This window comes from Streptomyces varsoviensis, assembly GCF_000718635.1.
Lineage (GTDB): Bacteria > Actinomycetota > Actinomycetes > Streptomycetales > Streptomycetaceae > Streptomyces > Streptomyces varsoviensis.
The window spans coordinates 85,641-100,571 of sequence record NZ_JOBF01000025.1; the positions used below are offsets into that span (position 1 = coordinate 85,641).

A 14,931-nucleotide genomic window follows, 5' to 3' on the forward strand; every position below is an offset into this window, starting at 1 on the left:
CGGGTGGGCCCGGGGGTGCCCCTTCGCCCCTACGCCCGCTTCGACGCCCGTACCAGCAGCACCACCCGTACGTTCGCGAACCACTCCGCGCGGGCCGGGCGGTAGCGGTCCCAGAGGAAGTCCTCGGTGCGGGAGGGCATGCTGTCGGTGCCGTCGCCGCTGCGGTCGGTGGAGACGACCCAGATGCGGCGGAAGTCCTGGGCGCAGGCCCCTGGGTCCTGGCAGTCCTCGGGCGCGTAGCGGCCGAGCCGGCGGGCGGAGCGGCCGGTGAAGACATCGGCGGGGCGGGTACGGGCGGGCAGGTGGCGGAGTTCGTAGGCGACGGCTCGCGGTTCGTCGCCGTTGCCGCTGTAGGCGAGGCCGTCGCCGGGGCGGGCGCGCTCCTCGATCATGGCGGCGGCGCGGCGGAAGTCCGGTTCGCCGGGCTGGCGGCGGGTCACATGGTGGGTGTGGGCGAGGAACGAGGAGACCGCCAGGGCCAGGGACAGCGCCGCCGCCACGGTGGCGTACGCGCGGCGCCGGGTCGCGTACGGGCCCAGCACCCGCACCGCCCCGCACGCCGCCAGCAGCGCCCAGGCCGGGAGCGTGAACAGTAGGTAGCGCTCCTGGAGGACGTGCGACGGGCCCGTGGTCAGGGCCGTGACGGGCAGGGGCAGCAGCACCCACCAGGCCAGCGGGCCGACGCGGTCACGGGCGGCCACCAGGGCCGTCAGGGCGCAGGCCAGCCCCACCGCCGCCACGGCGGGCGCACCGAAGAGCACATACGGCATCGGGACGATGCCGCTCAGCCCGGCGGCGTTCCAGCCGACCTGGCCCGTCTGGCCGCCGTGTACGCCCAACGCCACCAACGGCAGTACGGGCAGCAGCCCACAGCACGCCGACACCGCCCACGCGCCCGCCCGGCGGCCCGTCCGCGCCAGCGCCCAGTGCGCCGGGAGCACCGCCGCCGCTGCCGGGTGCGACAGCGCGGCGAGGGCCACGGCCGCCGCGTACGGCAGCCAACGGGCGAGCCCCGGCCGGTCCAGGGCGCGGAGCAGCGCCAGCGTCGCGGCCACCGCGAACAGCGCCGCGAAGGCGTACGGGCGCGCCTCCTGCCCGTACCGCGCGACGGTCGGCGTCAGCGCCAGCAGGACGCCCGCGACCGTCCCCGTACGGAGGTCGAACAGCCGCCGCCCCAGCAGTACGGTCAGTGCCCCCGTCGCCCCCATCGCGAGGGCCGAGGGGAGCCGGAGGGCGGTCGCGGAGTCGCCCACGACGGCGATCCAGCCGTGCTCGAAGACGTAGTACGGGGCCAGCAGGGCGTCCGTGTGGTGCAGCAGCCGCGCCAGGCCGGCGTGCGGGAGCGTCGCCGCCCACCACGTCGCGTACTCGTCGTGGTCCAGCGGCCGCCGCCCGATGCCCCAGAGGCAGGCCGCCAGGACGAGCAGGCCGACCAGCACCGGGGGCAGCAGGCCGCGCCCGCGCAGCGGCCCGGCGGGTCGTGCGGGCGCTGCGGGCGCGTTGGGCACAGGCTCCGGCTCCGGCGTGAGGACTACGATCCCCAGCCCCTCGTCCTCCTCCGCCGGCTGTCCCGTCCCGAGCGGCGCCCTCTCCCCGGCGCTCACTCCTCCCGACCGAGGAAGATCGGGTTCGTCATCGCCGCCATGGCCCCCGGCAGCCCGGACGCGCCGCCGTCCGCCGGGGCGTGGCGCACCTCGGCCCGTACGTACGCCGCGTACGAGGCCGTGGTCCGCCACTCCACCGTGCCCGTACCGGAGTCGGGCAGCGGGGCCGCGTAGAGCTGCCCCTGGTCGGTGACGAAGGCCGCGGTGCAGCCGGGCGCGCCCGTCACCTCCAGACGCACGGTGATAGCGGCGTCGGCGCCCACCTCCAGGCGTCCGCCGATGCCCGCGTGCGCCCCGGGGCCGCCCGTCGCGGTGAACTTCAGGTTGATTTTCGACGACTCGCAGATCCAGCTCCGGCCCGCGCGGATGCCTTCCTGGATGGCCGTACGGGAGAGGTCGTCGGCGAGGACGACCGTCTGCGGGAGGCCGACGGGCTGGGGCTCGCGGTGGGCGTCGCTGTTGCCCATGGCGGGCAGCCACGGCCGGCGGTGGCGGACGGAGGCGACGAGGGTGTTGTCCCACTCGGCGATGGAGACCTCGTCGTCGGGGGTGAACGGGCCGTTCCAGACCTCCACGGCGTCCGCGTCGTTGAACCCGAACTTCCAGCCGCAGCCGACGCAGGTCGCGTGCGGGTGGGCGGGCACCACCAGGCCGCCCGCCTGCCGGATCTTGCGGGCGAAGCGGCCGAACGCGTTGTCCCGGGCGCGGTAGCGCCAGTCGACGAAGACGCCCGGGTCGGTGCCCAGCGCCACGACGTGCCCGTTGCGCGTGGTGATCTCCTCGCCGGTGAGGATCAGCAGGTCGTCGCCCCACAGCCCCTGCCACGCGCCGTGCGCGGAGGTCGTGTTGTGCTCGGTCGTCGTGATCCAGTCGAGGCCCGCGGCGCGGGCCGCCGCGGCGATCTCGGCGGGGGTGCGCTTGCCGTCGGAGTAGACGCTGTGGAGGTGGTTGTCGCCCCGGTACCACGTTCGGCCGCGTCCTTTAGCGCGCTGCGGCGGATAAACCTGTTCCGGGGTGTCTCCTGACGGCCCGTACCGGAGCGTGATCGTCACGCTGTACTCCATGCCCTGCGGCGCGACGGTGTACGGGCCGAGCGCGATGTGCCACGTGCCCGCCCGGACCGGGCCGGGGAGGTACCCCGGCGTCGCCTCGGCCGCGCTGATCGCGAACTCCGTGCGCGCCCCGCCCGACCAGCCGCGGAAGCCGCGCCCGCCGAGCCCCGTGCCGCGCTCGTCGAAGATCCCGATGTCGCAGGCGTTGCCCTGGGTGCCGGGCGGCACGGCGGGCTTGTCGTACGTATAGGAGACCGCGATCTCGCGGACGCCGGAGGGCACCTCGACGGGCAGATAGACGAAGTCGGGCGCGCCGGTCGGCAGGTGACCGGTCACGCGGCGGACCTCGTCGGCGCCGGGGGCGCGGTCGGCGGCTTGGGCGAACTTCACGGGGTCGAGCGTAAGTGCGCCGGTGGCGCCCGCGATAGCCGCCATTTTGAGAACGTCACGCCGTTGCATATCGGGCCCCCTGTGTCGGACGGTGCCGGCCTGACCGTGCCCGCCCGGGTCGGGCCGAGCCGGAAGTGCCGCGAGGACACCGTTGTACGCCCGGGTGGCGCGCGGGGGAACGGGCCCGGGACTGCGAGTTGCCGTTCGGAGGGGGCGGGGTGGGCCGAGCGGGTGGGACGGGCCGCAGAGGATGCAGGGGGCGGCGGGGCGGAGGGGATATCGGGGCCGCGGAAGCAGCAGGGGCCGCGAGGGGGCCTGGTCGGGCGAGAGCCCGAAGCCGCCGCCCGTGGTGACCTGACTCCGCCGTCCGATGTGGCGGCCGTGTGTCCGCCGGTGTGGCGACGGCGCGTCCGGGACAGGTCTTCCGTACGTTCCTCGGGCATACCGTGAACGCGGCGGCCGTGGCTTCCGCTCCGTGGTCGCCGCTCCATGGCCGCTGCCCTACGGCCACTGCTCCACAGCTACTGCCCCTTGGTCGCCGTTTCCCCATGACGGAGGTGTTCCAGTGCGAATCGCCACCACGATTTTCCTGACCGACGAGACGATCAGCCCGGTACGGCTCGCGCGCGAGCTGGAGCAGCGCGGTTTCTCCGGCCTCTATCTCCCCGAGCACACCCATATACCCGTCAGCCGCGAAACCCCCGCCCCCATGGGGGAACCGCTTTCGCGCGAATACGGGCGCTCCCTCGACCCGTTCGTCGCCCTCGGCCAGGCCGCCGCGGTCACCGAGCGCCTCGCCCTGGGCACCGGGATCACGCTGGTGGCCGAGCACGACCCCATCGTGCTGGCCAAGCAGGTGGCCACCCTCGACTTCCTCTCCGGCGGGCGCTTCACGTTCGGCGTCGGGTACGGCTGGAACGTGGAGGAGGCCGCCGACCACGGGGTGCGCTGGGCCACCCGCCGGAACCTGGTGCGGGACCGGATGGCGCTGATGAGGGCGCTGTGGGCCGAGGAACCGCGGTCCTACGAGGGCGAGTTCGAGTCCGTACGGGCCAGCTACGCGCACCCCAAGCCGTTGACGGCGCCGCGCGGGCGCGCCGGGGCCGAGCCGCTGACCGGGCCGCGCACGCTGATCGGGGGCGCGGCCGGGCCGAAGCTCTTCGCGCATATCGCGGAGTACGCGGACGGCTGGATGCCGCTCGGCGGCAGCGGTCTGACGCGGTCGCTGCCGGCGCTGCGGCAGGCGTGGCGGGACGCGGGGCGCGAGGGGGAGGGCCCGGAGATCGTGCCGTGCGGGGTGGTGCCGTCGCAGGGCAAGCTCGCGCACTATCAGGATCTGGGGGTGTCCGAGGTCATTCTGGACCTGCCCTCGGCGGGCGAGGCGGAGGTGGTGCGGGCGCTGGACGAGTTCGCGCAATATCTGTGACGCGGGCGGGACGGGCGCGGGACGGACGTGAGGGGAGGGGCCTACGTGAAGGAGGGGACTGCGGGGGCCTTCATCGCCCCGGTGAGGAGGCGGGCGGAACCGTACCCTCCGATACACCTGGAGGCCCCCTCCACCTGACGTGATCAGCTCCACACAAACGACGCGCCCGTCGCCGACCCAGTGTCAGTGCCCGCTCGTATCCTCAAGGGATGACTTCGAGCGCGCAGCCACCCGACCAGGCCGCACCGACCGCCAACGCCATGCGTCGTGCGCTCAAACGGGCCCGTGACGGGGTGGCCCTGGACGTCGCCGAGGCCGCCGTGCTGCTCCAGGCGCGCGGCGACGACCTGAAGGACCTCACCGCCTCCGCGGGCCGGGTGCGCGACGCCGGCCTCCAGGCCGCGGGCCGCCCCGGCGTCATCACGTACTCGCGCAGCGTCTTCATCCCGCTCACCCGGCTCTGCCGCGACAAATGCCACTACTGCACCTTCGTCACCGTCCCCGGCAAGCTGCGCCGCGCGGGCCACGGGATGTTCATGTCCCCCGACGAAGTCCTCGACATCGCCCGCCGCGGCGCCGAACTGGGCTGCAAGGAAGCCCTGATCACCCTCGGCGACAAGCCCGAGGACCGCTGGCCCGAGGCGCGCGAATGGCTGGAGGCCGAGGGCTACGACGACACCATCGCGTACGTACGGGCCATGGCGATCCGCATCCTGGAGGAGACGGGGCTCCTCCCGCACCTCAACCCCGGCGTCATGTCCTGGACCGACCTCCAGCGGCTCAAGCCCGTCGCCCCCTCCATGGGCATGATGCTGGAGACCACCGCCACCCGCCTGTGGTCCGAGCCCGGTGGCCCGCACTACGGCTCGCCCGACAAGGAGCCCGCCGTCCGGCTGCGCGTCCTGGAGGACGCCGGCCGCTCCAACGTGCCGTTCACCAGCGGCCTCCTGATCGGCATCGGGGAGACGTACGAGGAGCGCGCCGAATCCCTCTTCGCGCTGCGCAAGACCGCCCGCGCCTACCACGGCATCCAGGAACTGATCATCCAGAACTTCCGCGCCAAGCCGGACACCGCGATGCGCGGCATGCCGGACGCGGAGCTCGCGGACCTGGTCGCCACCGTCGCCGTCGCCCGGCACATCATGGGCCCCGCCGCCTGCCTCCAGGCCCCGCCGAACCTGGTGGACGCCGAATACGCGCAGCTCATCGAGGCCGGCATCGACGACTGGGGCGGCGTCTCGCCGCTCACCCCCGACCACGTCAACCCCGAGCGCCCCTGGCCCCAGATCGACGAGCTGGCCGAGCGCTCCGCCGCCGTCGGCTTCGAGCTGCGCGAACGGCTCGCGGTCTACCCCGAGTTCGTCCAGCGCGGCGAGCCCTGGCTGGACCCGCGGCTGCTCCCGCACGTACGGGCGCTGGCCGACCCCGAGACCGGCCTCGCCCGCCCGGACGCCGTGGTGGAGGGCCACCCCTGGCAGGAGCCCGACGAGGGCTTCTCGCTCGGCGCCTCCGGCCGTACGGACCTCCACCACACCATCGACACCGAGGGCCGCACGACCGACCGGCGCGACGACTTCGACGACGTGTACGGCGACTGGGAGGCGCTGCGCGAGGCGGCGGCCCCCGGCATGGTCCCCTCCCGCATCGACGCCGACGTGCGCGCCGCGCTCTCCGTCGCCGCCGACGACCCGACCCGGCTCACCGACGACGAGGCGCTGGCGCTGCTGCACGCCGACGGCCCGGCGCTCGACGCGCTCTGCCGCGTCGCCGACGACCTGCGCCGCGCGACCGTCGGCGACGAGGTCACATACATCGTCACCCGCAACATCAACTTCACCAACGTCTGCTACACCGGCTGCCGGTTCTGCGCCTTCGCCCAGCGCCGCACGGACGCCGACGCGTACACCCTCTCCCTCTCGCAGGTCGCCGACCGCGCCGAGCAGGCGTGGGAGGTCGGCGCGACCGAGGTGTGCATGCAGGGCGGCATCCACCCCGACCTGCCGGGCACCGCCTACTTCGACATCGCGCGCGCCGTCAAGGAGCGCGTGCCGGGCATGCACGTGCACGCCTTCTCCCCGATGGAGATCGTCAACGGCGCGTCCCGTACGGGCATGTCGATCCGCGAGTGGCTGACCGCCGCCAAGGAGGCGGGGCTCGACTCCATCCCCGGCACCGCCGCCGAGATCCTCGACGACGAGGTGCGCTGGGTCCTGACCAAGGGCAAGCTGCCCGCCGCCACCTGGATCGAGGTCGTCAAGACGGCGCACGAGCTGGGCATCCGCTCGTCCTCCACGATGATGTACGGGCACGTGGACCAGCCGCGCCACTGGCTGGGGCACTTCCGGACGCTGGCGGAGATCCAGCGGGAGACGGGCGGCTTCACCGAGTTCGTCACCCTGCCCTTCATCCACACCAACGCCCCCGTCTACCTCGCGGGTATCTCCCGCCCCGGCCCCACCACGCGTGACAACCGCGCCGTCACGGCCATGGCCCGCATCCTGCTGCACCCGCATATCACCAACATCCAGACGAGCTGGGTCAAGCTCGGCACGGAGGGCGCCGCCGAGATGCTCCGCTCCGGCGCGAACGACCTCGGCGGCACGCTGATGGAGGAGACCATCTCCCGGATGGCCGGTTCCTCCTACGGCTCGTACCGCTCGATCCGGGACCTCGTCGCCATCGCCGACGCCGCGGGCCGCCCGTCCCGCGTCCGTACGACGACCTACGGCGAGGTGCCGGAGGAGCGGCAGGCGGCGGCGCTCGCCTCGGACGGGCACCTGCCGGAGCTGCTGCCGGTGGTGGGGGACTAGGGAAAGGGACTGGGGACTGGCGGGGGCTGGCCAGGCGCGGTACGGGCGGGGGCCGGCGGCGGTTACGGTTCCGTTGCGGACCGCGAACTGGCTGGAAACCGACGGGTGCATAAGGTGTGCGGATGTCTTGGCCGCAAAATTCGCAGAACCCCCAACAGCCCGACCAGCCTCAGCAGCCCCAACAGACCCCACAGCAACCGTCGCAACCCCCGAGCCCTCCGCAAGCTGCGCAGCCCGCGCAACCTGTGCCCCTCTCGCATCAGCCGACACAGGCGCAGCAGCCGCCGCAGTCTTCACAGCAGCAGCCTCCGCAGCCGCAGCAGGCTCCGCAGCCGCAGCAGCCGCAGCAGGCTCCGAAACCGCCGCAGGGTTTCGGCCCGCCGCCGGCGTGGGGGCCGGGGACTGGCGCTCCGGGCGCCGCTGCTCCCGGGACTCCTCCGGGGACTGGCGTTCCGGGTCCCGGTGGTGCGGCGGCGTACGGCGCGCAGGGCTCCGGCGTTCCGGGCCCTGGCGGCCCCGGTGGCCCTGGCGGCCCCGGTGGCCCTGGCGGTCCTGGTGGTCACGTTCCCGGCGGCCCGGCGTACGGTCCTCCGGGCCATGTTCCCGGGCCGGGCGGCCCCGGCTTTGCCGCGCCCGGCCCGGGTGCCGGTGGGCCAGGGCCCGGGGCCCAGCCGCCCGGCCGTAAGGGCAAGAAGGGGCTGATCGCGGCGGTGGGCGCGGTGGTGGCGCTCGCGGTGATCGGCGGCGGGGTGTTCCTGCTGACCAGCGGCGGCGACGACAAGAAGGCGGCCGAGGCCGGGGACAAGCCGAAGTCGTCCGCCTCCGCCTCGCAGGCTCCGGCCGGCGGCGGCAAGGGCGCGTCGGACGCGCCGGGCGGGGCGGGGGCGCCCGGGGAGTCCGGGGAGGCCGGGGAGTCCGGCGGCAAGCCGCTGGTGGCGGGCTGGCAGACGCAGGCCCACGAGGAGCATCACTTCCGCTACGACGTGCCCGGCAAGGCCGAGAAGTGGCAGACGTTCGCGCCGGCCCAGGCCCTCTCCTACACGGACGACCAGGGCAAGCCGATCGTCGTGATGACCGGCACCGCCAACTACCGCGAGGGCGGCTGCGCCTCGTCCGCGAACCCCAAGGCGTTCGGCGAGGCGGGCAAGGGCCAGCTCGCCACCGTCGGCACCACGGGCGGCGGCAAGGAGGGCTCGCTCACCGAGAACGCCCGTAACTGGGCGGGCAACTGGGGCTTCGCCGCGTACGGCGGCCCCGGCAACAAGCCGAAGGTGAAGGTGGGCCCGGCGAAGCCCTGGAAGCACAACGGCATCGACGGCTACACCGCCACCGCCGAGGTCACCGTCGCCAACCGCGCCAGCACGTGCGTACCGGCCACCGCCGTCGTCCACAGCATCGCCCAGAAGCTGCCCGACGGCACCATGCACGGCTGGGTGATTTATGCGGACCAGGGCGTTCCCAATGCCCTCACCAATGACCAGATCACCAAGATCATGAACACGGTCCGCCCGACGACCCCCTGACCGCCGTCACCCGTTCCGGGACGGCCGCCCCGGAACGGGTGACGCGCACATTCACCGCCGTATCCCCTGCTCGGGCCCGGAGCTCAAGGCGCAGGATTCGGTGCCCGGTATCCGAGCGATCCCATTGGAACGGTGAGGGAAACACAACCCTCCTACCCAACCCAAGTGGGCGGCGGACCAGGGGATATGACTTTTTGTGATCGAGTCGCCACGGTGGGCTGGGAGCGTGTACGGTGCCGCTCATGAAGCGACCCCCGAAGGCGTAGACGCGCCTAGCGGGGGCCTAACCACTAGAGATCGGCCAATGATCCCCTATGGCTCCAGCCAATTTTAGCTCCCACGACTCCGAGGCGGACCTCCGCCCCCGCATGGCGTCGGTCGGTTTCGGCAAGCGCGCCATTTCCGGCCAAGGCCCCCGGCGGGCCGACGATTTCGCGCATCTCCCCAGGCGGGAGGCGTCCATCGCCTCCTACATCGACCGGCTGCCCGACGGCACCTGCATCTCCATCAAGGCACTGGCGGAACAGCTCGACTACGGGCAGTGCGCCCTCGGCACGGCGCTGCGGCGGCTGGCGACGGAGGGGCACCTGAGGCGGTTCACGGAGCGGCTGGAGGCCGGGAAGCACGTCACCCGGACGTATTTCTCGCGGGCGCCGCGCAGCGACGCGTGGTGGGCGGCGTACCAGCGCGGGCAGGACATGGACCGCTGGCAGGAGCCGCAGCCCCGGCCCGAGTTCGTACCGGAGGCGGAGAGCGTGCCGGTCCCCGAGGCGGTCGTGGAGACCGTGCCACGGGCGGAGCGGGCGTACGCGCTGCTGCGGCGGCTCGCCGACCACGACCACCGGCTGACGCTCTCCGCCGCCGAATGCCGGGCGCTCCAGCCGCTCGTAGAGGAGTGGCTCAAACGCGATCTGTCCGGGCTGCACTTCACGACGCAGATGGTCTCGGGGCTGCCCCCTGAAGTGGGCGCGCCCAAACGGTTCGTGGAGAAGCGCATCGAGATGAAGATGCCACCCGTACGGGAAGCGCCCCGGCGCACGCCACTGCTCCTTGAGTGTGTCGTCTGCCGGACGCCCGGCCCCGCGAAAGCGCTGAAGGGCGGGGTGTGCGACGGCTGTTACGGGGGAGTGGAGGGCGCTGCTCCGCCGGTACGGGCCGGGTCCGCCGCGAGCGATCCCGTCGGCACTTTCGCGGGTGTTCCCGTGGTGAAGGGCGGCCGTGCGGCTCCGAGCGGCTGGGCGGTGGCGGGCGGCGCGGCCGTCCCGCGTGGTAAGGCCGGTCCGGGCAGGGCGACCGGGGGTGGGGCGACTGGGCGTACGGCGACTGCGGGCGGGGCCATCGCGGGTGGGGCGGCCACGGGTAGAGCGGCTACGAGGAAAGCGGCCACCGGCAAGGCCCCGACGATCAAGATCGCCTCGCACTTGGTGGCCGCCCTGCCGGACGAATTCCTTGTGAACCGGGCGTCCACAGACCCTGACGCCCTCAACGAGGAGGCCATGTCGCGGGTCTCCGCCTACGTGCGCAGGCAGGCGGACGGCATTCGTGAGGCCATGCGCGAACGCCGGTCCCTGCCCCAGTAGCGGGCGGCGGCCGGCCCGTAAGCCCGGCGTCTCCGCTGCCCGCTGCCCTCTGCCTGCCACCAGCTTCGGGCTGTCCGCCGTCCGCTACCGGTTTCGTGCTGCCCGCTGACCGCTGCCCGCTACCGGCTTCGCGGTCTCCGGTGTCTGCCGTCCGCTATCCCCCGTCGTGGTCCGCTTCGTGTTGCAGGATGCACTGCTGCCAGTGCGCCAGGGCCTCGTCGCGATTCCCGCCGCCCTCCTCGGCGGCCGAGATGAGGGCGTCGGCGGCCATGGCGGCCAGCCGGACGGCGATACGGGAGACATCCCGGGCGTCCAGCGGCTTCAGGAGCTCCACCGCGCCGTCGCTGTCGTCCGCCAGGGCGCAGGCGATCACGGCCATGGTGATGCGGTCACTCTCGAACGAGTCGGACATGGCAAGAGCATGCCCACAAGGCGGCCCGCTGATCGCGTGGGGCGCGCTGACGCCCGTAGCCATCCGCAACCGCCCGTAGCGCGGATCGGCCGGAAGTGATCGATGGCGGTCTATTAAAGTGCTGAGTCGGTCCGGTACCTGACAAGTCCTGGGCGTACGTCGTACGGCTGACCATGGCCGACGGGGACGGTCGCAGATCCAGGGCTGAGCTGGGCACGGGGCCGGGACAGTGAACCAGCCGACGCAAGGAGGCGAAGGCGTGAGCGCGAACGCAGCGACTGCCATATGGGACCGCGTCGAGCAGCAGGACTTCCGCAGCCGGGTGCGCGGCGCGCTGCTCGGCGGCGCGATCGGGGACGCGCTCGGCGCGGGCATCGAGTTCAACTCCCTCGCGGACATCCGCGCGAAGCACGGCGCGGAGGGCGTCACCGACTACGTACCGGCGTACGGGCGGCGCGGCGCGGTCACGGACGACACGCAGATGACGCTCTTCACGGTGGACGGCCTGATCCGCGCCCAGGTGCGGCGCGACACCGGGGCCTGGCACCCGCCGACCGACGTGCACCGCGCGTACCTGCGGTGGGCGGCCACCCAGCGGGACTGGGGGCCGGACGAGCGTAAGCCGGACGCCGGCTGGCTCGCCCGCGAGGAATGGCTGTACGCGCGGCGCGCGCCCGGCCGGGCCTGTCTGTCGGGGCTCGGCGACGAGACGATGGGGACGGTGGAACGGCCGAAGAACCCGGACTCGAAGGGGTGCGGGGCCGTGATGCGATCCGCGCCGTTCGGGCTGCTGGTCGGGTGGGAGCCGGAGCTGGTCTTCCAGCTCGCCGTGGAATGCGGCGCGCAGACGCACGGCCACCCCACCGGCTACCTGGCGGCGGGCGCTTTCGCCGTCATCATGCACGGTCTGGCGCGCGGCGAGTCGTTGGACGGTTCGGTGCAGCGGGCGCTCGCGCTGCTCGCGGCGCGCCCCGGCCACGAGGAGACGGCGGACGCGCTCAAGCAGGCGCTCGGGGCCGTACGGCAGGGGCTCCCCTCGGCGGAACGCGTCGAGTCGCTGGGCGAGGGGTGGACGGCCGAGGAGGCGCTGTCGATGGGCCTCTACTGCGCGCTGGTCGCCGAGGACGTACGCCATGGGCTGCTGCTCGCCGTGAACCACAGCGGAGACTCGGACTCCACCGGCTCCATCTGCGGCAATCTGCTGGGCGCGATGCACGGGGAGACGGCGCTGCCGCCGGGCTGGCTCGCGGAGCTGGAGGGGCGGGCCACGGTGCTGGAACTGGCCGACGACTTCGCCATGGAGATGACGCAGGGCGCGGCGCTGCACGGCCCGGCGGGCTCGACGCCGGCGTGGCTGGAGCGGTACCCGCGCTCGTAGCGCTCGTGCCGCTCGTAGGGGCGGGGGTGTGTGGGGGCGGGGTGCCTCGTACGGGCGGCGGGTCCTCGTACGGGCGGCGGGGCCTCGTACGCGCGCCGGGGGCCTCGTACGGGCGGCGGCCGTGGGCTACTGTCCGCAGCCCTCGCCCGTAACGGCCCAGCGCGGATCGATCCGTCCGAGCCAGGCGTCCTGCCCGTCGGCCAGGGGCGCTACGAGCGGCAGCGGGACGAACCGGCAGGCGAAGGCGAGGCCGTGGTCGCCGCCGCCGCCGCTGACCTGATGGACCCAGGCGTCTCGTGGGGCGGTGTCCGGTGCGGCCTGGAGGTGGAGGAAGGTGGTGCGGCGGGGCTGCCCGGTGTCGGGGTGGGGCTTGTCCTCCACCGCGAGGCGTCGGAGCACGGTGGCGGTCAGCAGCCCGGTCTCCTCGGCGACTTCGCGGAGGGCGGCTGCCTCGGGAGTCTCGCCGGGGGCGACGCCGCCGGCCGGGACCTGGGTGCCGGCGTCGGGCGCGCCGATGTGGTCGAAGACCAGGAGTTCGGGGACGGCGCGCAGGCGGATCACGTAGGCGGCGACGCGGATTCTGGGACGTATGGGGGCAGTCAGGGCGCTGCTTCCGGGGTGGGGCATCCCGGCGGTATCAAGGGTTGGTGGCCGGTGCCGCGCCTAATTTCCCTGCTGGAGGCCGCGCAGGTGGCGGCGGAGTACGTGCCGGGCGGCGTCCGGGGTGGTGTGGCCGGGGTGGAGGACGAGCTGGAAGGCGAGGCCGTCGAGGAGGGCGGTCAGGCGCAGGCTCTCCACCTCGATGTCGGTGCCGGGCGGCAGGCCGCCGAGGCGGTCGGCTTCGCTCAGTACGTGCGCCATCAGCGACCGCTTGGAGTCGTGCATCTCCTGGGAGCGTGGCTGTAGTTCGGGGCGGGTGCGGGCGGCGCTGGTGAAGGCGAGCCAGAGCACGGCTTCCGCGTGGCGTGCCTCGTCGAGCGGGAGCAGTTCGGCGAGGAGTTCCTCGGTGCCGACCGCGCGGTCGATGGGGGAGGCCGGGTCGAGGATTTCGTCGGCGTGCGCGCGTACGCGGCGGTCGGTGCGGCGGCTCAGCTCGTCCATGGCGAAGATCATCAGCTCCGCGTGGTCGGCGAAGTAGTGGCGTACCGACCCGATGGCGAGCCCGGCCTCGTCGGCGACGTTGCGCAGCGAGGCGTGTTCCAGGCCGTCCCTGCCGACGACGCGGAAGACGGCCTCGGCCACTTCTTGGCGGCGGGCTTCGGGATCGACGATCTTCGGCATGTTGCCTTTATAGCACGAGCAGGCTAAATTCTTTTTGGCAAGGTTGAGCTAAAAAGGGGGAACGGGAATGAACGGCTGGCTGGTCGCGGGACTTGTCGTCGCGGGGCTGATCGCCGTGGTGGTCAGACGGCTGCTCGGTGAACCGCTCGCCGTGAGCGATCTGCTCGCGCCCGCCGCCATCTTCAGCGGCATCGGCATATGGATCCTCTGCGATACGGACGACCTGGCCGCCGGCGACATCGGCTGGGTCGTCGGCGGCGCAGTCCTCGGCACGGCGCTCGGCGCGGTACGCGGTACGACCGTCCGCGTCTTCGCCAAGGAGGGCGTGCTCTGGCAGCGCTACACCGGCCGCACGTTCCTCGTCATCGTCGGGTCGCTGCTGGTCATGGCCGTATTCGGGCTCCTCGCCCAAAAGGCCGGCATGCACGCCGACGCCCGCCCGGTCCAACTCTCCATCGGCGTCGGCTTCCTGGGCGAAGCCCTCGTCGTAGGCCGCCGCGCCCGCACCACCGGCATCCCCTTCGCCCCGGAACGGAGCCGCCTCCGATGACACGCCGGCTTCCGACGACACGCCCGCTTCCGACGACACGCCCGCCGCCGACGGCCGCCCGCCGCGGCGGGGCCGGCGCCCCAAGGGCTCCGCCCTGGGGGGCCTTCGCCGCCCACGCGGCTCGGTCAGCCGAAGAGCGAGACCCCAGCCACCTCGGGCGCATTGGGGGGAAGGGGGCTGGCGGCATCCCGAGTGGTGGCCCTGGCCACGCACCGGCCCGCGCGGGGGGCGGGCCGAACGTCCCCACCACTCGGCTGCCGCCGCACGGCTGCCGCCGGGGGGTGGGGCGGCCGCGGAGGCCGCCCGGGGGTGCGCCCCGGCGCGTGACGGATCGGGCTCTGTGAGGGGGATGTCGCTCGGCTGCCGCCGGGGGCTTTGGGGCTGGGGCCAGAGGGGGGCGGGCTCCGCTGTGCGGCGGTCGGGTTGTCCTGGGGTGTGCCCGATCTACTGCGGCCGGGGGTTTCGGGGTGGTGGGGCCAGAGAGGGCGCCACTCGCCGCACGGGGCGGGCTCCGTGGGTCTCGGCGGCCACTTGGCCCCTCGGCTGCCGCCGGGGACTTTGGTGGCGGCGGGGTTAGAGGGGGGCCGCCCCACAGCGGTCGGGTTGTGCGGGGCGCTTGGCTGCGGTAGAGGGTTTTGGCACGGCGGGGCCGGCCGGGGAAGGCACCGCGGCACGGGGGTTGGATTGTGCGGGGGCTCTGCCGCCACTCGGCTGGCGTCGGGAGAGCGCCGCGGGGCAATGGGGCCTTGCACCGCACGGTGGTCGGAGCGTGTGGGCGCGTTGCCGCACCACCACTTGGCTGTCACCGGGGTGAATGTGAACTCAGCGCGCGACGACACATCGGGATCGCGCTGGTGGACCAGGTCGCCGCGGACACCCGTCCGTGACGAAGGGGCGGTTGACGCCGGGTTCAAGAACGCGGTCA

The 14,931-nt window shown here is 73.5% G+C and carries 11 protein-coding genes; 6 read left to right on the top strand and 5 right to left on the bottom strand.

Annotated features, from left to right (window positions below; all coding sequences use genetic code 11):
* Positions 1 to 29: 29 nt before the first annotated feature.
* The gene (locus IF55_RS29375; RefSeq protein WP_157854488.1) at positions 30 to 1,508 is read right to left on the bottom strand and encodes a glycosyltransferase family 39 protein; all 1,479 of its coding nucleotides are present in this window, start codon (positions 1,506 to 1,508) and stop codon (positions 30 to 32) included.
* A 92-nt stretch (positions 1,509 to 1,600) separates the two neighbouring features.
* The gene (locus IF55_RS29380) at positions 1,601 to 3,115 is read right to left on the bottom strand and encodes a CehA/McbA family metallohydrolase (protein WP_030887659.1); all 1,515 of its coding nucleotides are present in this window, start codon (positions 3,113 to 3,115) and stop codon (positions 1,601 to 1,603) included.
* A 496-nt stretch (positions 3,116 to 3,611) separates the two neighbouring features.
* Between IF55_RS29380 and IF55_RS29385 the strand changes: the two genes are divergently transcribed.
* From IF55_RS29385 to IF55_RS29400, 4 genes are all read left to right on the top strand, one after another.
* A complete protein-coding gene (locus IF55_RS29385; RefSeq protein WP_030887661.1) occupies positions 3,612 to 4,472 on the top strand; it encodes a TIGR03619 family F420-dependent LLM class oxidoreductase in 861 nt (286 codons plus the stop codon).
* Between the two features lie 209 nt (positions 4,473 to 4,681).
* Positions 4,682 to 7,282: a bifunctional FO biosynthesis protein CofGH gene (locus IF55_RS29390; protein WP_030887665.1), complete on the top strand. Its 2,601-nt coding sequence runs from the start codon at positions 4,682 to 4,684 to the stop codon at positions 7,280 to 7,282.
* Positions 7,283 to 7,992: 710 nt separating this feature from the next.
* On the top strand, positions 7,993 to 8,805 hold the full coding sequence (locus tag IF55_RS29395) for a DUF8017 domain-containing protein (protein WP_245661489.1): 813 nt from the start codon (positions 7,993 to 7,995) through the stop codon (positions 8,803 to 8,805).
* A gap of 314 nt (positions 8,806 to 9,119) precedes the next feature.
* Positions 9,120 to 10,385, top strand: a complete 1,266-nt coding sequence (locus IF55_RS29400; RefSeq protein WP_048832689.1) for a hypothetical protein — start codon at positions 9,120 to 9,122, stop codon at positions 10,383 to 10,385.
* Between the two features lie 154 nt (positions 10,386 to 10,539).
* On the opposite strand, the gene IF55_RS29405 is transcribed toward IF55_RS29400, so the two are convergent.
* Positions 10,540 to 10,797 carry a hypothetical protein gene (locus IF55_RS29405; RefSeq protein WP_030887685.1) on the bottom strand — a complete coding sequence of 86 codons (258 nt, stop codon included), beginning with the start codon at positions 10,795 to 10,797 and terminating at the stop codon, positions 10,540 to 10,542.
* Positions 10,798 to 11,056: 259 nt separating this feature from the next.
* Between IF55_RS29405 and IF55_RS29410 the strand changes: the two genes are divergently transcribed.
* Positions 11,057 to 12,175 (top strand): ADP-ribosylglycohydrolase family protein, encoded by a 1,119-nt coding sequence (locus tag IF55_RS29410; protein ID WP_030887688.1) that lies wholly within the window; start codon positions 11,057 to 11,059, stop codon positions 12,173 to 12,175.
* Positions 12,176 to 12,301: 126 nt separating this feature from the next.
* Here the strand turns inward: IF55_RS29410 and IF55_RS29415 are convergent, their stop codons facing one another.
* Positions 12,302 to 12,802, bottom strand: a complete 501-nt coding sequence (locus tag IF55_RS29415) for an NUDIX hydrolase (RefSeq protein ID WP_245661491.1) — start codon at positions 12,800 to 12,802, stop codon at positions 12,302 to 12,304.
* Between the two features lie 36 nt (positions 12,803 to 12,838).
* Entirely contained in the window at positions 12,839 to 13,456 is a 618-nt protein-coding gene (locus IF55_RS29420) for a TetR/AcrR family transcriptional regulator (RefSeq protein ID WP_030887693.1), read from the bottom strand.
* 67 nt (positions 13,457 to 13,523) lie between these two features.
* On the opposite strand from IF55_RS29420, the gene IF55_RS29425 reads away from it, so the two are divergent.
* Entirely contained in the window at positions 13,524 to 14,006 is a 483-nt protein-coding gene (locus IF55_RS29425; RefSeq protein ID WP_030887696.1) for a hypothetical protein, read from the top strand.
* The last annotated feature ends 925 nt before the right edge of the window (positions 14,007 to 14,931 follow it).

Excerpts from the sequence above, each read along its gene's own strand:
- IF55_RS29415 (WP_245661491.1), bottom strand. The coding sequence starts at position 12,802 with ATGCCCCACCCCGGAAGCAGCGCCCTGACTGCCCCCATACGTCCCAGA.
- IF55_RS29380 (WP_030887659.1), bottom strand. The coding sequence starts at position 3,115 with ATGCAACGGCGTGACGTTCTCAAAATGGCGGCTATCGCGGGCGCCACC.
- IF55_RS29425 (WP_030887696.1), top strand. The coding sequence starts at position 13,524 with ATGAACGGCTGGCTGGTCGCGGGACTTGTCGTCGCGGGGCTGATCGCC.
- IF55_RS29405 (WP_030887685.1), bottom strand. The coding sequence starts at position 10,797 with ATGTCCGACTCGTTCGAGAGTGACCGCATCACCATGGCCGTGATCGCC.
- IF55_RS29390 (WP_030887665.1), top strand. The coding sequence starts at position 4,682 with ATGACTTCGAGCGCGCAGCCACCCGACCAGGCCGCACCGACCGCCAAC.
- IF55_RS29420 (WP_030887693.1), bottom strand. The coding sequence starts at position 13,456 with ATGCCGAAGATCGTCGATCCCGAAGCCCGCCGCCAAGAAGTGGCCGAG.
- IF55_RS29400 (WP_048832689.1), top strand. The coding sequence starts at position 9,120 with ATGGCTCCAGCCAATTTTAGCTCCCACGACTCCGAGGCGGACCTCCGC.